The sequence below is a fragment of the Lewinellaceae bacterium genome (genome assembly GCA_020636105.1).
In the GTDB taxonomy this organism is placed as follows: domain Bacteria; phylum Bacteroidota; class Bacteroidia; order Chitinophagales; family Saprospiraceae; genus BCD1.
The window spans coordinates 345,920-372,599 of sequence record JACJYL010000001.1; the positions used below are offsets into that span (position 1 = coordinate 345,920).

The window sequence follows — 26,680 nt, forward strand, 5'->3', positions numbered from 1 at the left end:
AATAAAAAATCATCATTTTGCAGGCATTATCATTGTTTGAACTTAACGAATTTATCAGGAGAATTACGGCATTGAACTTCCCGGAACCAATATGGGTGCGGGCAGAAATTGCGCAGTATTCCATTGCGCGGGGCAATCATTTTATCAGCCTGGTGGAAAAAGATGAATCGGCAGGTGGGGTCATTACGGCAGAATCAGAAGCCGTAATCTGGAGCGGACAATTCCACAGGATGGCGGCAGCCATGAATGTCCCTGTCAAGGCTATTTTGCAGGAAGGAATGGAAGTTTTAATAAAGGTGCAACCGGAATTTCATGAACGTTATGGGTTGAAATTGATCATTGTTGAAATTGATACAGCCTATACCATTGGCAAGCTGGCTCTTGAGCGGCAAAAAATCATTGAACAGTTGCGCGAAAAACAACTCCTTGATCTTAATGCGGAGGTTCGATTGGCTCCAGTGATTCAAAATATAGCCATTTTAAGCAACGATACGGCGGCCGGGTATCAGGATTTTATGGATCAGATCACTCGCAACAGGTTTGGATATGTATTTCAAACACGGTTATTTAAAACAGCTATGCAGGGCGAAAATACGGTGGCCGAAGCGCTGCAAAATCTCAAAAGAATTCGACGTTCCGGAATAAATTTTGATTGTGTCATCATCATCAGGGGCGGGGGCGCAAAATTGACCCTGAAAGCTTTTGATAATTATGAACTCAGTGAGGCCATCGCCAAATTTCCGATTCCTGTTATTTCGGGTATTGGCCATGAACGCGATGAATCCGTTTTGGACCTGGTGGCGCATACTTCCCTTAAAACACCTACGGCTGTGGCTGAATTTATCATTCAGCATAATTATTTTTTTGAAAGCGATCTCCTGTTATTGGGAAGGCAATTCGGGCAACAAGTGAGATACCGGCTGGGCAATGAAGTCCTGAAACTGAAAAATGCTCAGATGGAAATGAAACATTTGGCATTGGCCAGTTTAAAAAGCGATCTTCAAAAAGTATTGCAGTGTAGCTTAATTTTACCAACACAGGTTCACCGAAAACTTCAAACCGAGCGAAAAGAACTGGACCATGCTTCTCTAATTGCGGATCTGCTAAATGTCGAAAAAACACTGACAAGGGGGTTTAGTTTAACCACCAATGAAGCGGGAACACTACTCACTTCTTCGCTACAATTGAAAAAAGGAGACACCATTGTCACCCGATTAAAAGATGGAACGGTAAATAGTAAAATTACTAAAGCATAAAATTTAACAACCATGGAGCAAATGACTTATCAGCAGGCTTTTACGGAACTGCAATCCATCATAGAAGCACTTAAGGAAGAAATAATCGATATTGATGAATTGACGGAGCGATCCCGGCGTGCAGCCTATTTGATCCAGTTTTGTAGTGAAAAATTGAGGTCCACAGAGGAAGAGATTAAAGCGCTTTTTGATGATACTGAATTCAATTAAATAAAAAGTTTTCCTATTTTAGTATAGCTTTTTATAAACCAGCTACCATTATTTTAAAATACCTTAAAACCACCCCGACCTAACGTTCTGCGCTCAACCTGAAACCACTTGAAACAACTTTGAAACAACCCCAACCTAACGGTACGGGATTTCGCTGCGCTCAACTTCGAAACCATTTTGAAACCATTTTCCACACACTCTATTTATCCATCTAAAACCAACCGACCTTGACAAAAACAATCTGCCTGTTTCTTTTAGGCGTCATGATGATAAATGTGCAATCCTGCTCTAAAAACAAAGGAGTTCAGCAGGCCGACGGAGACCTCATTTCAGCAGGTTTCATTCCCGAAAAAGTAGATTTCAACCTGCATGTAAAGCCCATCCTTTCGGATCGTTGTTTTAAATGCCATGGCCCGGATGCAAATAAGGTGGAAGGTGGCCTTTCTTTTGCCGTAAAAGAAAAAGCCTTTGCTGCCCTGGGCGAAAATATGGATCACTATGCCATTGTTCCGGGCAATATAAAAGAGAGTGCCCTGATCGACAGGATTTTTTCTGAAGATCCACAATTTTTAATGCCTCCGCCGGAATCCAATCTGATGTTGGAGCCCTATGAAAAAGAAATCCTGAAAAGGTGGATAGAGCAGGGAGCCGAATGGAAAGAACATTGGGCGTTTACCCCTCCTGCTGAAGTGGAAATCCCAAAAGTCGTCAATAAAACCTGGGGTAAAAATCCGATTGATCAATTCATTCTCAGTAAATTGGAAGCCAGGAAGATCGCCCCTTCACCCCCCGCCCGGGCGGAAAAAATTTTACGTCGCCTGAGTTTTGATCTCACCGGATTGCCCCCCACGATGGCAGACCTTGATAATTTCCTTGCCGATCCTTCTGACGAAAATTATGAACACTTTGTTGATACTTACCTGAATTCAGCCGCTTATGCAGAACGCATGGCATCTGAATGGCTTGATTTAGCCCGTTATGCCGATACCCACGGGTACCAGGATGACCTGGAAAGGACCATGTGGCCATGGCGTGATTGGGTTATTCATGCTTTTAGGGAAAATATGCCCTATGATCAATTTGTCACCTGGCAACTGGCTGGAGATTTATTGCCGGATGCTTCCAGGGAACAGATCATTGCCACGGCTTTTAACCGCAATCATAAAATTACTCAGGAAGGTGGAGTTATCCCGGAAGAATACCGTGCGGAGTACGTGACCGACAGAACCAATACTTTTGCCACCGCCTTTTTGGGACTTACCATGGAATGCGCGAAATGCCATGATCACAAATATGACCCGATCAGTCAGAAAGAATATTTTCAGCTCTTTGGTTATTTTAATAATATTGATGAAAAAGGGCTGATCGAAAATTATGGGGAGATTCCTCAGCCATACATTATCATCACTGATGAAGAAATTAGGAAGACGTTGAACTTTATCCGGAACCCCGATTCATTGAAAGAAATTTCCTTGCTGGTAATGAAGGAAAAAAAGGAACCCAGGCAAACATATGTGCTGGAACGGGGATTATACGATAAACCTACCATACCTGTAACACCTGCCGTCCCCTCCTTTGGTAAGAAAAAAAGTGATCAGGAAGTATCTGATCGACTGGGGTTGGCTTTATGGCTGTTCAACGAGGATCATCCTCTTACCGCTCGTGTCATGGTCAACCGTATTTGGAAACAGTTATTTTTACGTGGAATTGTTGCTACTTCCTATGATTTTGGGAACCAGGGAGCACTGCCCAGCCACCCTGAGTTGTTGGACCACCTGGCGGTAAAGTTCAGGAAAGAAGGCTGGGATATCCACAAATTGATCAAATACATTGTAATGTCTTCCACCTATCGGCAATCGAGTTCCGTGTCACCGGAGTTGTTAGAGATGGATCCTGAAAACAGGTGGCTCGCCCGGGCTCCCCGGGCCCGGTTATCAGCAGAAATGATTCGGGATCATGCCCTGAGTATCAGTGATTTGCTGGTTTGTGAAATCGGTGGCCCCAGCGTTAAGCCCTATCAGCCTCCGGGCCTTTGGGAAGAGACCACAGGCGGTGGTGGCGGCAGTACCTCAAAATACGTTCAGGATGAAGGAAAGAAAAATTACCGCAGGAGCCTTTATACTTTTTGGAAACGCACCGTTCCTCCTCCGAACATGATGACTTTTGACACGCCGTCGAGAGACATGTGTAATGTGCAAAGAGAAAATACCAGCACGCCCTTACAGGCCCTGGTTATGCTGAATGATCCACAATTTCTGGAAGCCTCAAAGGCTTTGGCTTTTCGTGCAGTCAAAGAAACTCAAAATAGTGAAGATGAGACAATAAAGTACATGTTCAGACTGGCCACCTCCCGAAAACCGGATGCCGACGAATTAGCTTCCTTAAAAGAATTGTATCGTGAAGAGTATGAAATATTCAGGGGTAACCTCGATGGCGCCACCACCTTTTTGAATATAGGCCATATTGATACACCGGAGGGAGAAGCACCAAGAATGGCTGCTTACACTTTTATTGCCAACACCATTATGAATCTCGATGAGACGATTCGAAAAAATTAATTTGTGATGAATAAAAATAATCCAATAGAAGAACGTTCTTATTTGCTAAATCGGCGGGCTTTTTTAGCCAAATCGAGTATCGGGATTGGAGCTGCAGCATTAGGGGCTATAATGGGAACCGGGTTAACCAGTTGCATCAGAGGATCCGCGGAAGAAGAAGTTTCGGCTTCTCTTAAAGGAATACTCAGCAATCCTCATTTCGCCCCCAAAGCAAAAAGAGTTATTTATCTATTTCAAAGCGGGGGACCGTCGCAGCTGGACTTATTTGATTACAAACCGCTTTTGACCGAAAGAAGAGGTCAGGAATTGCCGGAATCCATCCGGAAAGGGCAGCGACTCACCGGGATGACCTCAGGGCAGACTTCTTTTCCGCTGGCTGATTCTATGTATAAATTTAAACAACACGGACAAAGCGGAACCTGGTTGAGCGAACTGCTGCCCTATACTTCAAAGGTGGTCGACGATATTTGCATCATAAAATCCATGTACACGGAAGCGATCAACCATGATCCCGCCATTACCTTTTTTCAGACGGGGTCTCAGCAAACGGGCCGGCCCTCTATGGGATCCTGGCTTAGTTACGGTTTGGGGAGTGAGAATGAAAATTTACCGGCATTCTGCGTATTGTTATCCCGGGGCACGGGGCGTCCTTTTGGCCAGCCGTTATATTCCAGACTATGGGGAAATGGTTTTTTACATTCCCTGCATCAGGGCGTTCAGTTCCGGTCAGGGAAAGATCCCGTGCTTTACCTGAAGGATCCGGAAGGACTTTCAAAAATGAGCCGTAGGAATATGTTGGATAAAATTGCGGCCTTAAACCAGAAACAGTACGATGAATACGGGGATCCTGAAGTTCAGAGCCGTATTGCGCAATACGAAATGGCTTACCGGATGCAGACTTCGGTTCCGGAATTAATGGATGTTTCCGGAGAGCCGGATAGTGTATATCGCCTTTATGGCGCGGAATCCACCCAACCCGGAACTTTTGCGGCCAATTGTCTCCTGGCCCGTCGATTGGCTGAGCGAGGCGTTAGGTTTATTCAACTGTACCACATGGGCTGGGATCAGCATTTTGACCTGCCTACGCAGATCAGGGGACAGGCAAAAGATGTCGATCAGGCTTCAGCGGCGTTAATCACGGATTTGAAGCAGCGGGGAATGCTTGAAGACACTCTCGTCATCTGGGGCGGAGAATTTGGCAGAACCAACTATTCGCAGGGCATGCTTACGGATACCAATTACGGAAGAGATCACCATCCGAGGTGTTTTACCATCTGGATGGCCGGCGGTGGGATAAAACCGGGTCTGGTTTATGGGGAGACGGATGAATTTGGATATAATATTGTTTCCAACCCGGTTCACGTTCATGATTTCCAGGCGACGGTTTTACACCAGTTGGGTATTGATCATGAAAAATTGACCTACAAACACCAGGGACGAAGATTTCGCCTGACGGATGTAAGTGGGGAAGTTGTCCACGATTTGATCGCTTAATGCAAATTTTATGATCCGAAGAAATTTTATAAAATCTACTTCCAGGCTATTGCTGACCCTTCCGCTGGGGATGTCAGTTTTTGATTTCCAAAAACATTTGGGATCAAAAGACCTGGTGGTGGGCCATAACACTCATCAGTATAAAGTGGATCTATTGTGGGGAGCCTTGGACCCATTGCGTTATCCTGTAAAGGATTGTCATGAAATGGTGCTCGACTCCAAAGGACGTATCGTGCTGTTGACCAATCATACCAAAAATAATGTCATCATTTACAACAAGGATGGAAAACCGGTACAAACCTGGGGAACGGAATATCCGGGGGCTCATGGATTAACCCTGGTCGATGAAGGGGGAGAGGATATGTTGTACATCACCGATACCGAAAGGCATGAAGTGATAAAAACGACCCTCGACGGGAAAGTGGTCATGACCTTAACCTATCCGGCTGACTTTGAAGGATACCGGGAGGCTGCCCAATATGTTCCTACCGAAACAGCCATTGCTGACAACGGAGACATTTTTGTAGCCGATGGTTATGGGGCGCAATACATCATGCACTACAATGCAAAAGGAGAACTGCTGAATGTATTTGGCGGACCCGGGAATGAAAAGGATAAATTTAACAATGCCCATGGAATTTGTATCGATAAGCGTTCGGCCATTCCTTCGCTTCTGATTACTGCCAGGCAACAAAATAAACTCAAGCGATTTTCCTTAGAAGGTCAGTGGGTGGAAAATATAGATCTACCGGGGGCTTATATTTGCAGGCCGGTCATCAAAGGCGAGCATGTTTACCTGGCAACCATTTGGTCGGGAGACGGATCTCCTAATTCCGGCTTTGTTTCCATATTGGATAAAAACAATAAACTTATTTCCGCGCCCGGAGGCTGTGATCCACATTATGATCAAAATGACCTGGCTCCGATGTATCAGAACCTCCAGTTGTTTAAACACCCTCATGATGTTTGTGTGGATGAAGATGAAAATATTTATGTGGCGCAGTGGAATGCGGGGCAGGTCTATCCTTATAAACTGATAAGAATTTAGTATGAATATCCGCTTTATAGTTTTGGTAAGCTTCTTTTGTTGGTGCCTGTTTCCGGGATGTGGGGCTCAGAAAAATATTGGCGAAAACCCGCCTTCGCCTGAGTTATTGATCACCAGGATTTTGACCCAGGAAGAGGATATTCAGTTGTCTTTGCCTGTTGCTCATTATAAATCCACTTTATTTGAAGATTCCATGGCCCTGGATTTTGCCCAGGGTTACCCGGGAAGTGTAGTTCGTTATACTACGGACGGCAGCCAACCTGATGAAACGTCTCCCGTGTTCGCCGGCAGGCATTATCTTACTTCCGAAACTTTAATCAAAGCAGGAGCCTTTCATGCTGCGCTTAAAAAAAGTCCTGTGGTCACCCTTGATTTTATCCAGGTGCCCAAAATGGATGATGTAAAAAGCATCACCATAGTACCGGAGCCCAATGAAAAATACAAAGGCCAGGGAGCAAAATCGCTAATAGATTTAAACAAGGGGTCCCTCAATTTTAAAGAAGCTGCCTGGATGGGTTTCTCTGACAGGGAAATAGAAATTGCGATAGATTTCGACCAGCCTCGAAAAGTGAGTAAAGTAATGTTGAGTACCATGGCCGATCATGGCTCCTGGATATTTTTGCCCGAAGAAATAGAGGTAAGCGGTGGGCAGAAACAGTTTACGGCTAATTTTAAAATACCAGAAAAGGAAGAAGAGAAAAGATTGGAATACCTTGTCGTCAGCTTCGATGAAATCAAAACAGATCATCTGCAGATTCGAATCAGGAATTTGGCGACACTACCTGCCTGGCATTCTGGCGCCGGTAATGCTCCCTGGTTTTTTATGGATGAGATTGTAATAAAGTAAGAAAATTAATAAATGTTAGATCAACTCTTTATTTTAGGCCGGTTCCACCCGTTGTTGGTTCACCTTCCCATTGGGATCCTGACCCTTGCCTTTTTATTGGAAATTTTCAGCCGGCGGGCTAAATATGCAGCCCTGAAACCTGCCGTTCCTTTTGCCTTGCTTTTTGCAGGAATAAGTGCTTTGGTCACTGTGTTTACTGGCTGGATCATGCCCAAGAATGGACAATTTGATGAATCGTTGCTCAACCTGCATTTTTGGTTTGGGGTGGCGCTGACTTTTGGCATTTTTATTTTATACAGACTTTCCCGTGCGGATGCGGCCGGACTTTCCGGGAAACTTTATTGGCCCTTTTTTATTTTAAATATGCTTTTGTTAATGGCCACCGGTCACTTTGGCGGAAGCCTGACTCATGGCAGCAATTATCTGTTTGAATCCAATTCGGAGGAAGGCGTATTGCTTGAAGGAAAAATAGAAGACATTAAGCTTTATGAACAGGTCATAGTTCCCGTTTTTAAAATGAAATGTACTTCCTGCCATAACCCGGAAAAGTTAAAAGGAGAGTTGTTGTTAACCACAAAGGAAGGCATTTTGAAAGGAGGGAAAACCGGTGCTTTTCTCCTTCCCGGGGATGCCGCCCACAGCCTTGTCATGGAAAGAATAGCCCTTCCAAAAATGGAAAAGGAACATATGCCTCCAAAAGGCAAAGTTCAACTCAATAACGAAGAGATCATGCTGTTAAAATGGTGGATCGACGAAGGGGCCGATTTTGAAAAAACAGTTGGAGCAATGAATCCACCGCCGGAAATAATGGATTTGCTTAAAAAATATAAAACCGGATCCACTCCATCACCCACGGCTAACCTGAAACCTGTAGATGAAAAACTGTTGAAGACTATGCGTTCCAAAGGGATTTTGCTCAATCCCCAGGATGAAAACGGTATTTTATTCGAAGCAAATTTAGCATACGACAGCCATGTTACCAGGGAAAAAATCAACGCATTAAAGAAGATCAGCGCCCATATTGTCAAGTTGAATTTTTTGTCCACCAATCTTGATGATGAACTGGCCAGAGAGATCAGATCGTTTAAAAATTTACAAAAGCTAGACCTTCAACACACCGATATTACTTCGAAAGGGTTGACCTTTTTGAAAAAAATGAACTACCTGGAATCTCTCAATCTCTATGCTACAAAAATCGATGACGAGGCAGTTCCCTACCTCGCAGCATTGCCCGCATTAAAGCATTTGTATTTGTGGCAAAGTGGCATTTCCTCTGAAGCCGTATTGACCCTTCAGGTAAAAAAGCCCCAACTCAGTATTTATCATACTATCGACAAAGGTCTTTTCAGTGATGCCCAACTAAAAGCTCCCGCATTTATTACCAAACAAGATCTTTTCAAGGATTCTCTATCCATTGAGATCGACACCCTCTTTAAAGGAGTGGTGGTTTATTACACCCTCGATGGTGCTGAGCCTGACACCAATGCATTGGTGTATAAAGCGCCCTTCAAAATTTATAAAACCACACGGGTTAAAACGCTGGCCCATAAAGCGGGCTGGCAGGAAAGTGAAGTGGCCGAGAAAGTATTTGTTGGGGCAAAATATGAAATAACCAAGGTTCAATTAAGCACTCCGCCAAACGAAAGTTACCAGGCCAACGGGGCGCTGTCTTTGGTGGATTTTGTGAAAGGAGGAGAGCGTTTTGCGGAGGGGGGCTGGTTGGGATACCAGGGAGAACATCTTACAGCCACCCTTGATTTAGGGGCATCAAAGAGGGTTTCCAGCGTAACTGTGGGGGCACTTGAAGATGTAGGCTCCTATATTTTTTATCCCCAGGGCATAGAAATTTTCACTTCCGGAGATGGTCAATCCTTTAAAAAAGTATCTGATAAAACCATTCCGATAGCTAAAGAGGCTCACCCCTCCGAAATAAATAATTTCCTCCTGGAGTTTGACGAGATTGAAACTCGTTTTGTCAAGGTATTCGTGAAGAGTAATCTCGTTAATCCCCCCTGGCATCCAGCTCCCGGGGCTAACTGCTGGATTTTTATCGATGAGATTGTAGTTAATTAGTAATAAAAAACCCCGAATCTTACTGCCGCAAGATTCGGGGTTTTTTATAGAAAGAAAAGATTTCAGATTTTATCTCAATAGCGTTATTTCGCCAGATTCTTCTTTTTCCTCTCCATTTAAAACATACACAGTCGTGTAGATGTACACGTCAGCCTGGGCAGGTTCTCCCTTGTAGGTGCCGTCCCATGCTTCATCAGTGGTTGTTTCAAAAACGAGTTGACCCCAACGGTTGTAAACGCGCACCAATTTGACATTCACTCCCTCAGTATGGTAAACTTTAAAGATATCGTTAAAGTCATCCCCGTTAGGAGTGAATACGTTTGGAATTCTTAAATCTGAGTAACGGATGACCAGAGAGGTATCGGCCATTCTTACACAGCCCTCAACGGAAGTTACCGTTACGCTAACCAATTCAGTAATATCTTTTGTTGGGTTACCCTGGATATTTGTGGCGGTGAATGTCGGCACATTAGTGGTACCAATGAGCTCACCTGCCAAAAACCAGTCATAGGTAAGGGTTCCGGTCAACGGAGGGTCAGAAAGTACTGTCGCTGTTAAAATGGCAGCCCCTCCGATAAATACGGTGTCAGGTTCTGTGTCAACGGTAACAGAGAAGTTGTTGCCCACGACATTGGCCGTAGCGGTTTGAGTAATGGTTCCGCAATTTTGTCCATATGTGTAATTGAGCGTAATCTCTGTTGTTTCAGTCAGATCGGGCACCTGAAGAGGATTGGTCATCGAAGTCATTCCGTTATAACTCCAGTCAAAAATCTGGTTGATACCTGCAGGAAGATCGGTGATGGCTTCCATGAACAAAATGTCTCCAAGACAAATCGTTTCGTCATTGAGCGTCAGATTTGGTTCTTCCACAACGGTTATGGTAACCGAGGCCGTTCTTGGCCCACATTCATTTTCGGCAACCAGTTCATAAGTAGTGGTCATGGCCGGTAATACCTGAACGAGGGGGTCACTTGAATTAAAAGTGGCATCGTCAGGAGAAGTCCATGTGTAGGTTACGCCAGCTTCAGGATCGGCTGTAAACAACTGGATGAAATCGGTATCCGTATCACAAATGGTAAGATCCGAAATGACACCAATAACAGGCAGGTTCTCAACTGTCACCGTAACGGATATCGAACTTGGACAGGCATCATCACTTGTGGCAGTAAATGGACTTGTAGTCGTCGGGGTCACCATTGGATCCAGGCAATCCTCGCAGGAGATCGTTCCACTGGAAGGTTCCCAGCTGATGCTTCCCTCTCCGTCATAGGTTAAGGTCAACTGAAGGCTTTCACCTTCACAGATCGTAGGATCTTCAGGGGTAATGCTCATGTTGGGAGGCTGTTGCACATTGATGAGGATGGAAGCCGTATCAACGCATGCCCTGTTGGTGGTTATTCTTTGATAATTAAAAGTATCCTGAGTGATGATTACCATGTTCCATAATGAATCAGGGGTTTGGTATCCCAGACCATTCAACCAGTCATGTTCGATAAATGGAAAACTTGAAGGATCGTAGGTAGTAGAGATCAGGGTAATCGTTTCTCCAGGGCAATAAGGGTCTTTTTCCGGGATGGCCATTATAGAGAGGTTCGGCAGGGAATCTACCCGGATAAATACTGAGTCGGTTCTTCCACATCCCGGAACGGAGTGACTGGCAAAATACCAGGTGGAAACTTCCGGTGTTGCCACAACCAGATTACCGGTGGTGTTGTTCAGGGAACCGTCATTGGGTACCCACACGGCTTGTTCACCCGCCGGCAGTACAAAGGCATCCAAATCTACGCTTTCCCCAAGGCATATTTCTACAGTATCTTGTGTAATGTCCACTGCGATTTCTACTACCTGGACATTTACGGTTTCAATCACCTCGCAAACTCCACGTGTGGCATTCAATGCATAAATACCGCTCACGCCAGGAGTGGCCAGGGTATTGACAAAAGTATCTGCTTCAATTTGATCAGGCCCCGTCCACATGTACACAACACCTTCTTCGATTTCAGTATTTCCAAGGGTAATGATTTCTCCCTGGCAAATCGTAGTGTCATTGGCAACCGAAATAATGGGGGCTATTTCAACCCCAATGGTTACACTATCCGTTACCGGGGTAGGGCAAATACCGTTTTCTACGGAAATAATGTAGGTGGTACTAGTTGTTGGAGCTACATTCGGATTGGATTCATCAGAAATAAACCCTTCAGGATTAGAGGTCCAAGAGTAAGTTACTCCAGGATTAGCAGCCCCCCCAATATTTACATCTTCTCCTTCGCAAATGGTAAAATCATCAATTAATGCATATTCCGGCGCGGGGGCTGAATTGACAACAATGGTTAATTCATCCTGAGTAGTACAAATATCAGTGATTAAAGTAGCCATTATATTGTAAGTACCTGGAGTGGAAGCCGTAACTTCTGGATTTGGACAATCCGTACAGCTGAATTCCAGACCGGCAGGAACATCCCATTCATAGGTGGCAAGATCAAAATTGCTTCCCGCGGATAATTGGAATTGTTCGCCAAGGCATACATTCAAGTCTGGACCTGCATCCACACTATATACGAAAACTTTTACATCGATTGTGTCCACATAACAAACGAGGTCTAAAACAACTTTATATACCGTCGTTTCATTGACCGTGGCGATTGGATTCGGACAATCGGTACAGGATAAAGTGCCTGTTGGATCTATCCATTGGTACTGATCTACCTCATTGGAGATGGACAATTGAACTGATTCTCCCGGGCAAACTGCCGTGTCAGAACCCATAATGGCCACTGCAATAGGTGCAAGTACCGCAGGGTCAGAAGGATTCCAGTCAACAGAAATTCCTCCTCCTTGTATCTGGTTACCCCAGTCATTGGCTAAAACGATATAAACCTCCCCTTGCTGAGCAGCAATGGTCTGTACGATATCATCATTATTTCCCTGGCAATCGTAAACATCTTCAATGGGGTAACCTAATTGCGGGTGAATATCGGCCAGGCCTGTAGGTTCTGTACCCCCCGAATATGAACTTCTTATCGGTTCGTTATTGGTTACGTAATTGATAATAGCAGCAGGTGTTTGACAAACTTCATCATTGGTAAAAGGGCCCCATACGTTAAAGTCAATATCAGAGGGAATGTCGGCACTTTCAAGGATAAACCCAAAAGGGCCATCAGCCTGAGCCTCAATGGTAAACCAGTAAAAGTCAGGTTGAGCACCAACGCCTAACCAACATCCACTATTCACTCCATTGACCATGGGTACGTCCTGGAATCCGTCCTCAAACATGAAAATAGAAGGAACACCTCCGTCTTCAATACAGCCGTTCAGCGGATTACAAAGGGCATCCACAAGGGCAGGGGAGAGGGCGCACTCCGTTTCGGTTATGTTTATATTAAAGTCATCACACCCTGAATCGTTGGCCACGACGATATAGTAAGTCCCGGCATCCTGGAAGTTGGCACTGGCAATGACTCCTGAAGCACTTTGCGCCACACAAACGGTTCCCGGGGCGCCTGGAATTCCATTAAGGACGAGTACTCCTGTTCCGGTCGGTGCATTGGAAACATTGATCTGGGCACAAATACCCCCCGGCGAATCATACTGGAAAACATATTCAGGACCTGCCATAAAATTTGCGCCTCCACAGGGAGTGGCCATAAAAGTAGCTCCTCCGTCACATAAGGAAACTCCGGTGGCTGTAAATGGCAACGATCCGATTTCAGTGGGGTTGTTCAACCCTGAACCATTACAGGCGAGAGGCGAACATTGCCAGGTCAGTTCAAAACCAGCCTGAACCGAGCTTCCGTCAGAAGTGAACTGAATGGTAACACATTCACTGGAAATCATTACCGGGAATCCATTCCCAATCATTGCGCCGGTAATCTGGGCTATAAGAGGAGCAGCGGTTGTATTCCCGGCATAGAAGTTTAGGAAATCAAAGTTGTTTTCCATATTAAAAGAAGCAACATCAATATAAATGCAGGAATTCAGGTCGCTAGGGCATATCGTAAAAGTATGGTTTTCATTGGAAGTATAATCATTTTCCGGTCCTCCGGAGTCGTAGAGAGTACCAAAGCAGGCAGTCGAGCCCGGCTCATCGCCTATATTGATATCCGGAATGTATTCTTCTGCACAAATGGTAAAATCTCCCCAGTTAGGCGTAGCCGTAGCTGAATAATCATTTACCCGGATAAAATAAGTTTCATTAGGAGTAAGCCCTAGGATATCTATCCGGGCAATCGTTTCTCCGTTAGCAGCTGAAAAACAGGAAAGCTCCGAAAGCCCATCGACTTCGCAACTACCCCTGTAGATCGCAATTTGCGGGTTTAGGATAGAGCTGTTTGGACCAGCATCTGTACCCAGAACGGAAACTGTGACGTCAACAATATCGGTCGAGGTGGTAAATGAAAACCAAATGTCATTTGCCACACTACCTCCGTTAAAGCAGGCAGGAATATTGCCAAAGCCAATGTTACTGGCGGTTGCATCAATATTGTTGTAAATTTCAGTATTGGCCGGGCAAGTTGGCACAACGCCCAGGTCAATTAATCCGCTACAGTCATCATTAGCGGGTTGTGCCCAGATCATGGTCGAAAAAAGCAGAGAAAAAGCAGTAAAAAAAAGTGTCCTCATTTTAACGTGTTTGTGCAATAGAAAATGGTCTCCCACCGGACGGTATTATGGTGTGTCTTATTTCAGGTGGAATTCCTTAAATTTCATGGCATTAGTTAAAGAAATTAAGTGGCTAAACAGAAGTGGAAAACAGCCCATTTAGCATGTTTTGACCAAAAATAGGCAAAAATTTGGAATTGAATAATGTTTAATTGGAAATGGTGTTAAAATGACAAATTTAATCGCATGAAATAAATTGTACTACCTTATTGATTACCATGGGGTCTTTTATCAATAAATAGTGGCCAAGTCCTTCTGTGGAGATCAGCCTGGCGTTATCAAATGCTTCAAAAGTGGCTTCAGAAGACAGAAAAGGCACCATTTCGTCTTCCTTGTCGTGGATGATTAAAAGTTCCTCTACTTCCACCGCACCGGCCGCATGCGCCAGGGAAGTCTCTTCTATGGGCAATTGAAGGATTTGTTCTATTTTATGAATAAATTTTCGGGCTGCTTTCGGGGGGAGATTTAATGTTTTTATGGCTTCAGAGACAGGGTCTCCGATATTCCGTGGAGAGGCTATTAAAACGATTTTTCTTGTTGAAAGGGTTGGATTGATTCGGTGAAAGGCAAAAATAGTGGCGGCTCCTCCAAAAGAGTGTGCTATTATAGCGTGTACGGGGCCCCTAAGGGTTAAAAGGGAAGTAATTGCTGTGGCGTATTCTACAATGTTCGTTTTGGTGCCCGGGGAGTCACCATGGGCAGGAGCATCAAAGGTTATTACCCGGTAACCCTGCTTTATTATGCCGGGAACGAATGTACGAAGCGCAGTGCCCCTGGATTCCCATCCATGTACCATTAATACATATTTTTCTCCTGTTCCCCATTCATAACCTTTTAATTGAAGCCCTCCTGATTCAAAAACAAATGGCCGGGCGGCTTCGAGAATAGAATCGCTGGTTTTGTGACGCGCTCTTACTCTTGGGGTGCCGAATAATTTCAGGGCCAGATTACTCGCCGCTTCGGGGAGTAATCGTCCAAGGGTCGCGAACCCAAACTGAACCAACTTCAGGATACGGGGTAGGGGAACGCCTCCATTATTTCCGTTTTTGGGAGACTCGGTGACGAGGTGTTCAATTCTTGGATTTCTTTGCACCATATTCAGGTTATGTTTAATTCACTTTAACAATTATACAGGAGATAAAAATCAAGCTTTTAGGTCATCAATTAATTTAATAAGTTGTCTGGCAATCACATCAAAACAATGTAATTCTTTATAAAGGCGTGAAAGCATGATGCCTCCCTCCAGGATGCCGATGAATTGGATGGCAAAATCAGCCGCATTGACATCCAGCCTCACTTCACCCCTTTTCATTCCTTTTTCCAGGTTGGCAACAATATTGGCTCGCCAGTTATCTACAGTTTGCTGAACTTTTTTTCTCAAAACAGGGTTGCCGTCATCAGCCTCAATGGTCGTATTTTGGATAGGGCACCCTCCTTCAACCGGTGGGTCCAATATTCTTTCTTTGTAGAAATACACCACTGCTTTTAGTTTGTCTAAGGAATGGTCTATCACTTTTGTTCTCTTTTTTACTTCCTCCCATACCATCTCCACCGCCTGATCATAGGCCGCTAATGCGATGTCTTCTTTGGTTTTAAAATTGCCATATAGCCCTCCTTTGGAGAGGCCCGTTGCGTCCATAATATCTTTCATGGAAGTCCCGGAAAATCCCTGCAGGTTGAAAAGTGTGGCGGATTTCTCAACAATCATTTGCCTGGTAAGGTCAGATTTTGAAACAACATTGTTTTCCATAGACTATATGGTTTGCCTTAAACCCTTTTATTTATTATAGTTTAATATTATTTTTCACAAAAATAGACCGATCGGTTTATTTTTCCTAATTTTTTAAATTTTAAAACCTGGTTTTTTTCGACAATGGTGGCAACCGGGAATTGAGAAGAATGGGTATTTCTGACTTTGGATAACTTTTTTAAGTATAAATTTATCAATTTAAGTATTTTTGGCCATGATTAAAATTTATCTTCATACCGGTTCGAATATTGGGGACAGAAAGGGTAATCTTTATGCGGTTAACCAACATATCATTGATTCTATTGGAGAGATCACCCGATTGTCAAACATTTATCTAACGGAAGCCTGGGGATTGAAAGATCAGGATGATTTTTACAACCAGGCCCTGGAAGTATTAACGACTTTGGGTCCGTTGGCTGTTTTGGATCAGATCAAGCGTATTGAAAAAGAAATGGGAAGGGTCAGGAATAAAAAATGGGATCGTCGTATAATTGATGTGGATATTCTTTTTTTTGGGAACGAGGTGCTTGATACCGAACGGTTAACCGTGCCCCATCCATTTTTACATGACAGGAATTTTGTACTTGCTCCGCTTTGTGAGTTGATTCCTGATTTTATACATCCCGTTTCCAAAAAAACGATAAGAACCTTGTTTGAAGAAAGTATCGATACGCTCAAGGCTGAGGTTTTGGAACCGGATATTATATGAATTACCAGTAAAGGGTTTTGGGCAATATAATTTCAGGATGCCTCCTTGGAAAAATGTCCGGGATTATCGACCTTCATGCCTTATTTTTTTATGTACTTTTTCGAAGCCTAAAAGAAACGATGGCGGATAAAAATTTACCGTATAAGTTTATCACCATAGAAGGAAATATTGGTGCCGGAAAGACCACCCTTACCCACATGGTGGCCAGGGATTTTAATTATAAAATCATCCTGGAAGAGTTTTCCGACAACCCATTTCTTCCTTTTTTTTACAGCAACCCCGAACGTTATGCTTTCCCGGTTGAATTGTTCTTTATGGCCGAGCGTCACAAACAATTACAGGAAGAACTGGCTAAAAAAGACCTTTTTCAACAGTCAGTAGTCTCCGACTATTTTTTCCTAAAAACCCTTTTATTTGCCAAGAACAACCTGAATGAAGAAGAATACAGACTTTTTCAACGTTTATTCGACGTGCTGAATCTTAGTTTTCCGTCTCCTGACCTCCTTGTTTACCTGCACCGCCCGGTTGAAAAACTGTTGGAAAGCATAAAAACCCGTGGCAGAGAATACGAGCAGGTGATTAAATCTGAATACCTGCAAGAAATCCAGGGGGCCTATTTTGGTTTTTTTAAAACGGAGGTGAATTTTCCGGTATTGATTATTAACCTGGGCGATGCTGATTTTTTGAATGAAACCGAAACTTACCAAAGCATTATCGGTTTACTCAATAAAAAGTACCCTGTTGGGATTCATAATGTTGAACTTTAAGTTAATTTTTGTCAAAAATATTGCTCCATGATCAACTTGCCGGAATCATCGCAAAAACGTATTGTCATAATTGGCGGCGGGTTTGCCGGGTTGAGCCTTGCCCGTAAACTGGCTAAATCGGATTACCAGGTGGTGTTGCTCGACAAAAATAATTACCACCAGTTTCAGCCTTTGTTTTATCAGGTGGCTATGTCCGGACTCGAACCCAGTTCCATCGTTTTTCCATTGCGGAAGTTGTTTCATAATCGTCAAAATGTCTATATCAGGGTTACGGAGGTGTTGTCTATTGAATGGGAAAAGAACAAGCTGAATACGCCCCTGGGTATTGTCAATTTTGATTACCTCATTATAGCCACCGGCGCACGCACCAATTATTTTGGAAATAAAGCGCTTGAAAAACTGACCATACCCATGAAATCAGTTTCCGAGGCATTGTACCTTAGAAACAGGATACTGGCTGACTACGAAACGGCCCATAGTATCACCGATTATGCCGAAAGGCAAAAATACCTTGATATCATTATCGTCGGAGGTGGTGCCACGGGTGTCGAGGTGGCAGGGGCTATAGCCGAAATGCGAAACACCATTTTTCATAAAGATTATCCAGAACTCAATCCCGGTGAAATAGATATTTATCTAATACATGGGGCAGATCAGTTACTCAAAGGGATGTCTGAAGCAGCTTCAGGGAAAGCTTTTAAATTTTTAGAAGCCCTTGGGGTTAACATCAAACTTAATACCAGGGTGACGGATTTTGACGGCACAACGATCACGATGAGTGATGGTTCTACTTTGCAGGCTTATAAAGTGGTTTGGGCGGCAGGCATTATTGCCAATGGAATAAAGGGATTGCCCGATTCATGTTTTACCTATGGCGGCAGATTAAAAGTAGATCGTTTCCATTTGGTGGAGGGTACCAAAAATATTTTTGCCGTGGGAGATGTCGCTTTTATGGAAGAGGAAAATTATCCTCATGGACATCCACAGGTAGCCCAGGTGGCGCTTCAACAAGCCCACAACCTGGCGAATAATTTTAAAAGGAAACAAAAAGCGGAAACTTTGCGGCCCTTTTCTTATGACGATAAAGGCTCAATGGCCACAATAGGAAAACACAAAGCGGTGGTAGATTTACCCAAATGGAAATTCCAGGGCTTTTTTGCCTGGATTGTCTGGTTGGTGGTTCACCTTTTTCAATTGATCGGGGTGAAAAATCGTATTTTTGTTTTTTTAAACTGGGTCTGGAATTACCTCACCTACGATCAGTCCCTGCGATTGTTGATCAGGCCTTACAATCCCGGTAATAAAAATGTAGAAATGGTTTCGGAAAACGAACCGGAGAAGAGTGAATAGCTCCTGTTTTTAGAGACTCAAAACGTAAAAAAATGAACATATTGATTATTGGTGGCGGAAACATGGGCAAAACTTATGCACATAGTTTTTTGCGCTCCCATATTTCCAACAAAGAAGGTATGATGATCCTGGAAAGGTCACTTGAAAAAGCAGAAGAGCTGCGGGCTGCGAATGTGGGGACAATATATACGGAGCCGGAGGAATGCATTCAAAAAGCAGATCTGGTTATTTTTGCCGTTAAACCTCAGGATTCTATGGCTTTATTTGAAACTTTAAGACCGTATGTTGATCCACAACAGGTATTCCTGTCTATTATGGCCGGGGTGAAAATTTCTACGATCGAAAAAGCCCTGGGCGCCAAAAAGATCATTCGGGCCATGCCGAATTTGCCGGCTCAGATCGGTAGAGGGATGACGGCTTTTACTTCTTCCGATGATGTAACACGCATTGAACTGGTCATGGTACAAAACCTGCTAAATACAACAGGGAAAACGGTTTATGCTGAAAAGGAAGATGCCATCGATGGGGCAACAGCCATCAGCGGCAGTGGACCGGCTTATGTCTGGCACTTTATGGATTCCATGCTGAAGGCGGCTCAGGAGATGGGCTTCACTTATACGGAGGCGGAATTGCTGGTCACCCAAACTTTCCTGGGAGCCGTAGAACTCTATAATGCTTCTGATATTTCACTGGAAGAATGGATAAAAAGGGTTTGCTCCAAAGGGGGAACCACCGAAGCTGCCCTGCATTCGTTCAGGGAAAATGAAGTGGAAAAGGATATCATTGCTGGCGCTCATGCGGCCTTAAACAGAGCCCGGGAACTCGGGGCACAGTAAAAAGTGATGTTACTTTTTATGACAGTATCCTATTAAGTGTGTAAATAAAAAATAGAGGGCTTCGCCCGAATTTTTAGATTTTGACTCTTTCGTCAAAAATAGCAATAAATTGGTTAAGAATAATGGGCCAGTTGCGAATCGGCATGGTCCATTTTTTCGTTATTTCAAAAATCGCCAGATAAACCGACTTTTTCAATGCATTATCCGTTGGAAAAGACATTTTGTTTTTGGTGTATTTTCTGATTTTTCCGTTGAGATTTTCAATCAAATTTGTGGTATAAATGATCGTTCTAATTTCAAGAGGGAAGTCAAAAAAAGTGGTCAGCTCATCCCAGTTATTATACCATGATTTAATAGCGTAAGGATACTTGTGATTCCATTTTTCATCAAAGTCCTTTAGAGCTGCCTGGGCGGCTTCTTTGGTCGGTGCTCCATAAATGGTTTTCATGTCTTTGGCAAAAACCTTACGATCTTTCCAGACAACGTATTTGGAAGCATTCCTGATTTGGTGCACGACACAAATTTGAGTGCTCGTTTCAGGAAAAACACTTTTAATAGTCTGGGTAAAACCGTTGAGATTATCCGTCACGGTAATTAAGATATCTTCTACGCCCCGAGCTTTGATATCGGTCAGTACGCCCATCCAAAAACTGGCGGCTTCACTTTTACCCAACCACATGCCCAAAACCTCTTTCCTCCCGTCTTTCTTGAGTCCTACGGCCAAATAGACTGTTTTATTGGTCACTCTGGAGTTCTCACGGACTTTAAAAACAATCCCATCCATCCACACGATTAGATACTGAGATTCCAGGGGGCGATTTTGCCAGGCAATGATATCCTCGGTCACCTTATCGGTGATTTTGGAGATGGTAGACGTAGAGATGTTGAAGTCATACAAATCCCGAATTTGTTCCTCAATATCGGCATTGCTCATCCCTTTGGCATAAAGTGAAATTACGATCGATTCAATGCCTTTAGCCAGCCTGGATCGTTTAGGAACAATCTGAGGTGTAAAACTTCCATCCCGGTCTCTGGGCACCTCGATTTCAGATTCGCCATAGGAGGTTTTGATTACTTTTTTAGAATTGCCGTTCCGGGCATTTGGATTGTCGCTCCTCTGGTGTTTGGCATAATCCAGATGGGCATCAATTTCTCCTTCCAGCATTTTTTCAATGCCGCGTTTGTGAAGCTCACTGAGGAAAGATTCTAACTCATCCCCAGTCTTAAATTGCTTCAGGAAATCATCGTTTAATAGATCTTCTTTTTTCATCATCAGTAAAGTATGTTTTAAAATTACAAAAAATTAAAATAGGGGGCCATGGCCCCCTATTTTAAAACTTACACACTTTACTGGATACTACCCTTTTTATCCAGGTTAAGCATTATCCCCTGGCCTGAACCGAGCATATAAGTAGGCAGTACCCCGTTCCATTTGTTTATCCATTCAAGTTCAATGATTTTTGGATTACTTGCAATCGATGAACCCTTGATTTGTAAGGCTTTTGCTTCACCTTCTGCCTGTTGTATAGCAATATCTTTATCAATCCTTGCCTGTTTAAGCAATTCTTCTTTTTGCCTGGTTACGTCAACCAGCCGAAGAGCTTCCTGCTCGGCAAGCTTTTTATTGTTTATGGCCGCTTCATATTCCAAATTATAATAGACTTCCCGAATGTCCACCTGATCAATAATCAAATGGTATTGTTCAACCTCTTTTCGGATTCTCCCTATTACATCGTTTTGAATGGCTTCTCTTTTGGTGCTATAAACTTCAATAGGGGTATAATTACTTACACTCAAGGCTAAGGTCGATTTAAGTTTTGTTCGTATTACGTTTTCTTCAAGCCATAAATACCTGCCCGTATTTCCCCCGTCATTTTCTGTTACGTTTTGATAAATCCAGGAAGCCATAGCAGGATCTATTCTCCATGAAACGGAAATATCAATCCCCATTTTTATCCCGTCTTTGGTGGGAGCCCAAATAGCATCTGAATGATCTTTTGCGCCCTCCCCTTGTTCATTGGTACAGGTATAAACCCAAACGGTTTTATCCATTTTGTGTACATCATTCCAGGGCATTACGATATGCCACCCCGTGTGTAATTCTTCATCACTAACCCCTGTAGGTGTCACTAAAACACCGACTTGCTGAGGATCAACACGAACAATCATGGAAGAAAAGGAGAAAAGAATAATCCCTACGATTAAGGCTGGAAATATCAGGGGGTAATTTATGGGTGACTGTCGTTTGCCAGAAATTAATCCAATAATGGAATAAATGATAAGCAGGATTGAAATTAAAATAAATATTGAAATCATTTTTTTTGAATTTTTGTTAATATTTATTCATTGTTATTTGTTGCGAAAAACTTCTCTACATAAATCTAATACTTCCCCTTAATTCAATAAAGATTCTTTCCTTTTTTTTTTCACTGGATTACAATAATAAATGGCACCGGCTTCATTACTGATACCCTTGCGCCTGCAGCTCAAACAGCTCTGCATAGAGCTGACGGTTTTCCATCAGTTCTTCATGAGTTCCGATCTCTAATACCCTGCCGTTTTTGAGTACCATTATGCGATCGGCCATTCTTACGGTACTGAAGCGGTGAGAGATGATGACGGAGGTTTTGTCTTTGGTCAGGGCGATGAATCTTTGGAATGCCTCATATTCAGCCCGGGCATCCAGGGATGCCGTCGGCTCGTCGAGGATCAGGATATCGGCATTCTTCATATAGGCTCTGGCCAGGGCAATTTTTTGCCATTGGCCGCCGGACAGGTCTTTTCCCAGTTTGAATCTTTTTCCAAGTTGCTGATCCAATCCCATGGTCATTTCATCCAGAACTGAGTTGGCGAGGCTTTGCTCTGCTGCCCTTAATATTCTTGCCTCGTCTGCCAGCTCATCGATTTTACCCACTCCAATGTTTTCCCGAATGGTCAGTTCATATCGGATGAAATCCTGGAAAATCACTCCAAAGAGTTGCTGGTACGCTTCCACGTCAAAGTTGGTAATATCTATCCCTTCTAATAGGATTCTTCCCGAGGTGGGTTTATAAAATCGGAGCATTAGCTTAATAAGGGTTGTCTTTCCTGCTCCATTTTCACCGACAAAGGCAATTTTCTCCCCTGGGAGAATAGTGAAATTTACCTCCTTCAACACGGTCTCCTCAGCGCCCGGGTACGAAAAACTTACCTTTTCAAAAGTAAAACCCTGTTTGATTTCTGAGGGGATGGGAACCAGGGTTTCATTGGGAATTATATGGCTCTTAATATCTACAAAATCAAAATAGTCCCTGAGGTATAGAGCGCTCTCAGCTATCCTGGTAAAACTGGAGAAGATCCTTTCCAGTCCGGATTTTAACCGATTGAAGGATCCTGAGAGGAAGGTTAATTCCCCAACGGTCAATGCGCCGTTTAAAACCCTGTAGATGATAAAAACATAGGCAGCATAGTAGCTGAGGACTCCAAGGGCGTTGAATACGCCTCCCCAAACAGATTTCCTAATCGTCAGGATTTTATTTTCTTCGTAATATTGATTGGCCAGGTTCCAAAATCGGTCTGCGATGAAATCGCTCAACCCAAATAATTTCAATTCTTTGGCGGTTCGATCATTGGCTCCAATGTACCTAAGGTAGTCTAATTCTCTTCGTTCCTGTGTCCAGCTCCTTGCCAATGAATACCCTTTTGAACTAAACCTAAACTCGTTGATAAAGGCAGGAATGATGGAGAGCACCACCAGCACGACCAGTAAAGGTTCAAAAATGATCAGCCCTATGGCAAGAGAAGTCACCGTGATCATCCCTTGAATCTGGCCTAAAGAAGAAGACATTAGGTTTACCCTGTTGTTGGTCTGCGTTCTGGCTCTTTCTAATTTATCATAAAATTCGGCATCTTCCAGTTGGCTTATCTCTACCTCTTTAGTCTTTTTGATCAGCAATACGGAAGAATTATTAGAGTATTTATCGCCCATTAGTCCATCAGTGAGGCTGATGGCTCTGTTGATCAGGTCATTGATAAATACAAGTCCCAACTCAATTCCTACATACATCCAAAGGGTTTGATAAGAAGTATTGTCCTGGTCAATTAGGGCCAATATCTCATCGACGATCAGCTTGCCCACCCATAAGACTAAAATGGGGGTTGAAGAGGATAAAAGCCTGCATATTATATTGGCCCAAAACAATTGGGGGCTGCTGTGGTGAATCTCTCTGAAAAATCTGGGGATATTCTTTAAAGCAATAAGATTGGATCTTAGGTTTATTTTCTTTTGATCGTTTATGGAATTGGGAGGACGTCTTGCCAATTTTTATTTATTTTGAATCGTTATTCTTTTTGCCACCAATACTATTTATCCCTCCACGAAGAGTGTTTACCTCAGGAGATTATTGCATAACAATAACGTATTGCCATTGAGATAAAATGATAGGTGCGGAAAAAGGGTATTTATCGTCGTCGGAGTGTTTGCCCCCCAAACGCCAGGTAATATAATCCTACCTCCGTCTGAAGCCAGGTTTTACGGCTCCACCGCCAAGACCACCGGCAGCGCCGCCCATGCCTTGCATTTTGGTCATCTGGCGCATCATTTTACGCATTTGATCAAACTGTTTCATGAAACGGTTGATCTCGTCCAGTGATTGACCACAGCCGCCGGCTATTCTTTTTTTGCGGCTCAGGCTCAACAACTCCGGATTAGCCCTTTCCTGGGGGGTCATGGAAAAAATGATCGATTCCACTTTGCTGAAAGCAGAATCGTCAATGTCCAGATCCTTGGTCATTTTGTTCATCCCGGGAATCATATTCATGAGGCTCTTCAGATCCCCCATTTTCCGGATTTGTCCGATCTGACTGAGAAAGTCGTTAAAATCAAATTTGTTCTTTTTGATCTTTTTCTCCAGTCTTTTGGCTTCCGCTTCATCAAACTGGTCCTGGGCGCGCTCTACGAAAGAAACGATATCCCCCATACCGAGGATACGCTGAGCCATACGATCAGGGTGGAAAATGTCAAGGGCATCCATTTTTTCGCCTGTGCTGGCAAATTTGATGGGTTTTCCAACGGTATATTTGACAGATAATGCCGCACCACCGCGGGTGTCACCATCCAACTTGGTCAGTACAACTCCATCGTAATTGATGACATCATTGAAGGCTTTGGCTGTATTTACGGCATCCTGACCCGTCATGGAGTCTACGACAAAAAGAGTTTCATTGGGAAGAACGGCTTCTTTGATGGCCGCGATCTCGTCCATCATTTCCTTGTCCACGGCCAAACGTCCTGCGGTATCGACAATGACGACATCATAACCATTTGTTTTCGCAAAATGAATGGCTTTGAGGGCAATCTCAACCGGGTTTTTACTCTCCGGTTCTTTATAAATTCCTGCTCCAACCTGCTCTGCAAGAACGGTTAGCTGATCGATGGCCGCCGGACGGTAAACATCACAAGCCACCAGCAGCGGTTTCTTTTTATCCTTACTTCTCGTTTTAAGATGATAGGCCAATTTGCCCGAAAAAGTCGTTTTACCGGATCCTTGCAGACCGGCAACAAGGACTACAGCGGGATCGCCTTTGACATTGATTCCTGTGGTCTGTCCGCCCATCAGGTCCACCAACTCGTCCATGACGATTTTGACCATCAATTCTCCGGGCTTAACGGATTGCAGTACATTCTGCTTGCCCAGGGCTTCATCCTTTATCTTATCGGTGAATTCCTTGGCAATCTTATAATTAACGTCGGCAGCGACTAACGCACGACGAATTTCCTTAATAGATTGCGCTACATTGATCTCCGTCAGTTTTCCTTCTCCCTTTAGGTTTTTAAAGGCCGATTCTAATCTATCATTTAAGCTGTCAAACATGGTCTATATATATTTTCGAGTTCGCAAGGCTGTTTTAAGTCAAAAAAAGAACTAACAAACAGCTCGTTTGGTTTTGAATTAATGGCGAAATTTTTGAAAGTCGCAAAGATACGGTGATTTGTTCCAATTAGACAACGGTTAACGGATCAATTTGAAAAAAGCCTGAATATTAGTTAGCACTCCGGCAAAAATACCTCTGCCATCATACACCGTACACTGCCGCCGCCATAGGTTTCAATGACCGGGATGGGGCTATGAATTATCTGAGTGTAATGCTCTATTCTCTTTAATTGCGATTCTGTCAGCGCATTAAAGGCAGTGTCTGACATCACCAAAAAGGTATCCTCCCGGTCATTTTTAACCTGCAGCATGTTTCCGGCAAAAGCATTCATCTGTTCAAGGCTGATGTCAATGATTTCCTTTCCTGTAGATTCGAGCGTTTCTGTTACCAGGGACCTTTCCTTTTTACCCCTGATGGAATCCAGGCAGATAACTGCAAAATCTGTTCCCAATGCCATCATTACATTGGTATGATAAATTTCCAGCCCGTTGGCATCAAAAGCGCCAAAGGTGACTTTTTTATAACCGGTCTTTTCACAGAACTCGTCCAGTAGCTGCAAATCGGTTCTAATACTCAGGCAGGCATAAACAATTTTGTTCACCCTGTCCAGGATCATGCTTCCTGTTCCTTCAAGAAAAACCTCCCGGTCTTCCGCTGATTCCATATGCAAACGATTGGTGATCAGGAATTTTTTAGCCAGTGTTTCAATGATTTCCTCTCTTCTTTCCTGTCGGCGGATGGGGGAGAACATGGGATAGGTGATTACTTTCCCATCCTGGTGAAAACTGACCCAGTTATTGGGAAAAACAGCATCCGATTTTACCGGTATATCCGTGTCCTGGATCACGATTACATTGATTCCGTTGCTGCTTAAATGGTTTACAAGACGATCGAATTCTTCGATGGCTTTTATACTAATTTCTTCGGAAGACAGCCTTCCGTCATTGGTCTGAAAGGCATTGTTGGCTGCCGTTTCGGCATTGAAGCCAAAGTGGGCCGGGCGAACCATGAGAATGTTATGGGTTATTTGCCTTGTTGTATGCATTGGATACTTAGTGATTTTTTGCAAATGTAGTTATTGTTTCACATTTAAAGGTCGAAACCTAATGATTATCCTTGTTCTTTTTCTTAAAAGAATTTTACTCAGTTATAAAATTCTTTCTATTATTTTTTAAATAAAAAACTGGAAACCAATACCTACCAGGAAAAT

General features: G+C 43.5%; 19 protein-coding genes. 11 read left to right on the plus strand and 8 right to left on the minus strand.

Annotation, left to right across the window (positions count from 1 at the left end; genetic code table 11):
* The first annotated feature begins 17 nt into the window (after positions 1–17).
* The 7 genes from xseA (at position 18) to H6571_01250 (ending at position 9,486) form a co-directional block, all read left to right on the plus strand.
* Positions 18–1,256 carry an exodeoxyribonuclease VII large subunit gene (gene xseA / locus H6571_01220; GenBank protein ID MCB9322336.1) on the plus strand — a complete coding sequence of 413 codons (1,239 nt, stop codon included), beginning with the start codon at positions 18–20 and terminating at the stop codon, positions 1,254–1,256.
* Positions 1,257–1,268: 12 nt separating this feature from the next.
* Complete coding sequence (gene xseB, locus H6571_01225; GenBank protein MCB9322337.1) at positions 1,269–1,466, plus strand: exodeoxyribonuclease VII small subunit; 198 nt, start codon at positions 1,269–1,271, stop codon at positions 1,464–1,466.
* 263 nt (positions 1,467–1,729) lie between these two features.
* Positions 1,730–4,024 (plus strand): PSD1 domain-containing protein, encoded by a 2,295-nt coding sequence (locus H6571_01230; protein ID MCB9322338.1) that lies wholly within the window; start codon positions 1,730–1,732, stop codon positions 4,022–4,024.
* Between the two features lie 6 nt (positions 4,025–4,030).
* On the plus strand, positions 4,031–5,518 hold the full coding sequence (locus tag H6571_01235) for a DUF1501 domain-containing protein (protein MCB9322339.1): 1,488 nt from the start codon (positions 4,031–4,033) through the stop codon (positions 5,516–5,518).
* Positions 5,519–5,528: 10 nt separating this feature from the next.
* Positions 5,529–6,566, plus strand: a complete 1,038-nt coding sequence (locus H6571_01240; GenBank protein MCB9322340.1) for a 6-bladed beta-propeller — start codon at positions 5,529–5,531, stop codon at positions 6,564–6,566.
* Position 6,567: 1 nt separating this feature from the next.
* On the plus strand, positions 6,568–7,413 hold the full coding sequence (locus tag H6571_01245; GenBank protein ID MCB9322341.1) for a chitobiase/beta-hexosaminidase C-terminal domain-containing protein: 846 nt from the start codon (positions 6,568–6,570) through the stop codon (positions 7,411–7,413).
* 12 nt (positions 7,414–7,425) lie between these two features.
* On the plus strand, positions 7,426–9,486 hold the full coding sequence (locus H6571_01250; GenBank protein MCB9322342.1) for a chitobiase/beta-hexosaminidase C-terminal domain-containing protein: 2,061 nt from the start codon (positions 7,426–7,428) through the stop codon (positions 9,484–9,486).
* A gap of 69 nt (positions 9,487–9,555) precedes the next feature.
* Here H6571_01250 and H6571_01255 read toward each other — a convergent pair whose 3' ends face one another.
* The 3 genes from H6571_01255 to H6571_01265 all read right to left on the minus strand — a co-directional run bounded on the left by H6571_01255 (position 9,556) and on the right by H6571_01265 (position 15,895).
* The gene (locus tag H6571_01255) at positions 9,556–14,106 is read right to left on the minus strand and encodes a gliding motility-associated C-terminal domain-containing protein (protein ID MCB9322343.1); all 4,551 of its coding nucleotides are present in this window, start codon (positions 14,104–14,106) and stop codon (positions 9,556–9,558) included.
* Between the two features lie 217 nt (positions 14,107–14,323).
* Positions 14,324–15,241, minus strand: coding sequence for an alpha/beta hydrolase (locus tag H6571_01260; GenBank protein MCB9322344.1), 918 nt, complete (start codon positions 15,239–15,241; stop codon positions 14,324–14,326).
* A 48-nt stretch (positions 15,242–15,289) separates the two neighbouring features.
* Entirely contained in the window at positions 15,290–15,895 is a 606-nt protein-coding gene (locus H6571_01265; GenBank protein ID MCB9322345.1) for a TetR/AcrR family transcriptional regulator, read from the minus strand.
* 214 nt (positions 15,896–16,109) lie between these two features.
* Between H6571_01265 and folK the strand changes: the two genes are divergently transcribed.
* The 4 genes from folK to proC all read left to right on the plus strand — a co-directional run bounded on the left by folK (position 16,110) and on the right by proC (position 19,557).
* Complete coding sequence (folK, locus tag H6571_01270) at positions 16,110–16,604, plus strand: 2-amino-4-hydroxy-6-hydroxymethyldihydropteridine diphosphokinase (protein MCB9322346.1); 495 nt, start codon at positions 16,110–16,112, stop codon at positions 16,602–16,604.
* Between the two features lie 119 nt (positions 16,605–16,723).
* Positions 16,724–17,371 carry a deoxynucleoside kinase gene (locus tag H6571_01275; GenBank protein MCB9322347.1) on the plus strand — a complete coding sequence of 216 codons (648 nt, stop codon included), beginning with the start codon at positions 16,724–16,726 and terminating at the stop codon, positions 17,369–17,371.
* 27 nt (positions 17,372–17,398) lie between these two features.
* A complete protein-coding gene (locus tag H6571_01280) occupies positions 17,399–18,721 on the plus strand; it encodes an NAD(P)/FAD-dependent oxidoreductase (protein ID MCB9322348.1) in 1,323 nt (440 codons plus the stop codon).
* A 32-nt stretch (positions 18,722–18,753) separates the two neighbouring features.
* A complete protein-coding gene (gene proC, locus H6571_01285; protein ID MCB9322349.1) occupies positions 18,754–19,557 on the plus strand; it encodes a pyrroline-5-carboxylate reductase in 804 nt (267 codons plus the stop codon).
* A 73-nt stretch (positions 19,558–19,630) separates the two neighbouring features.
* Here the strand turns inward: proC and H6571_01290 are convergent, their stop codons facing one another.
* The 5 genes from H6571_01290 to H6571_01310 all read right to left on the minus strand — a co-directional run bounded on the left by H6571_01290 (position 19,631) and on the right by H6571_01310 (position 26,515).
* Positions 19,631–20,827: an IS256 family transposase gene (locus tag H6571_01290; protein ID MCB9322350.1), complete on the minus strand. Its 1,197-nt coding sequence runs from the start codon at positions 20,825–20,827 to the stop codon at positions 19,631–19,633.
* A 77-nt stretch (positions 20,828–20,904) separates the two neighbouring features.
* The gene (locus H6571_01295; GenBank protein ID MCB9322351.1) at positions 20,905–21,873 is read right to left on the minus strand and encodes a prohibitin family protein; all 969 of its coding nucleotides are present in this window, start codon (positions 21,871–21,873) and stop codon (positions 20,905–20,907) included.
* Between the two features lie 145 nt (positions 21,874–22,018).
* The gene (locus H6571_01300) at positions 22,019–23,857 is read right to left on the minus strand and encodes an ABC transporter ATP-binding protein (GenBank protein MCB9322352.1); all 1,839 of its coding nucleotides are present in this window, start codon (positions 23,855–23,857) and stop codon (positions 22,019–22,021) included.
* Positions 23,858–24,044: 187 nt separating this feature from the next.
* The gene (ffh, locus tag H6571_01305; GenBank protein MCB9322353.1) at positions 24,045–25,409 is read right to left on the minus strand and encodes a signal recognition particle protein; all 1,365 of its coding nucleotides are present in this window, start codon (positions 25,407–25,409) and stop codon (positions 24,045–24,047) included.
* A gap of 173 nt (positions 25,410–25,582) precedes the next feature.
* A complete protein-coding gene (locus tag H6571_01310) occupies positions 25,583–26,515 on the minus strand; it encodes an amidinotransferase (GenBank protein ID MCB9322354.1) in 933 nt (310 codons plus the stop codon).
* Positions 26,516–26,680: the final 165 nt, after the last annotated feature.

Excerpts from the sequence above, each read along its gene's own strand:
- xseB (MCB9322337.1), top strand. The coding sequence starts at position 1,269 with ATGGAGCAAATGACTTATCAGCAGGCTTTTACGGAACTGCAATCCATC.
- H6571_01230 (MCB9322338.1), top strand. The coding sequence starts at position 1,730 with ATGATGATAAATGTGCAATCCTGCTCTAAAAACAAAGGAGTTCAGCAG.
- H6571_01235 (MCB9322339.1), top strand. The coding sequence starts at position 4,031 with ATGAATAAAAATAATCCAATAGAAGAACGTTCTTATTTGCTAAATCGG.
- H6571_01240 (MCB9322340.1), top strand. The coding sequence starts at position 5,529 with ATGATCCGAAGAAATTTTATAAAATCTACTTCCAGGCTATTGCTGACC.
- H6571_01245 (MCB9322341.1), top strand. The coding sequence starts at position 6,568 with ATGAATATCCGCTTTATAGTTTTGGTAAGCTTCTTTTGTTGGTGCCTG.
- H6571_01250 (MCB9322342.1), top strand. The coding sequence starts at position 7,426 with ATGTTAGATCAACTCTTTATTTTAGGCCGGTTCCACCCGTTGTTGGTT.
- H6571_01255 (MCB9322343.1), bottom strand. The coding sequence starts at position 14,106 with ATGAGGACACTTTTTTTTACTGCTTTTTCTCTGCTTTTTTCGACCATG.
- H6571_01260 (MCB9322344.1), bottom strand. The coding sequence starts at position 15,241 with ATGGTGCAAAGAAATCCAAGAATTGAACACCTCGTCACCGAGTCTCCC.
- H6571_01265 (MCB9322345.1), bottom strand. The coding sequence starts at position 15,895 with ATGGAAAACAATGTTGTTTCAAAATCTGACCTTACCAGGCAAATGATT.
- folK (MCB9322346.1), top strand. The coding sequence starts at position 16,110 with ATGATTAAAATTTATCTTCATACCGGTTCGAATATTGGGGACAGAAAG.
- H6571_01275 (MCB9322347.1), top strand. The coding sequence starts at position 16,724 with ATGGCGGATAAAAATTTACCGTATAAGTTTATCACCATAGAAGGAAAT.
- H6571_01280 (MCB9322348.1), top strand. The coding sequence starts at position 17,399 with ATGATCAACTTGCCGGAATCATCGCAAAAACGTATTGTCATAATTGGC.
- proC (MCB9322349.1), top strand. The coding sequence starts at position 18,754 with ATGAACATATTGATTATTGGTGGCGGAAACATGGGCAAAACTTATGCA.
- H6571_01290 (MCB9322350.1), bottom strand. The coding sequence starts at position 20,827 with ATGAAAAAAGAAGATCTATTAAACGATGATTTCCTGAAGCAATTTAAG.
- H6571_01295 (MCB9322351.1), bottom strand. The coding sequence starts at position 21,873 with ATGATTTCAATATTTATTTTAATTTCAATCCTGCTTATCATTTATTCC.
- ffh (MCB9322353.1), bottom strand. The coding sequence starts at position 25,409 with ATGTTTGACAGCTTAAATGATAGATTAGAATCGGCCTTTAAAAACCTA.
- H6571_01310 (MCB9322354.1), bottom strand. The coding sequence starts at position 26,515 with ATGCATACAACAAGGCAAATAACCCATAACATTCTCATGGTTCGCCCG.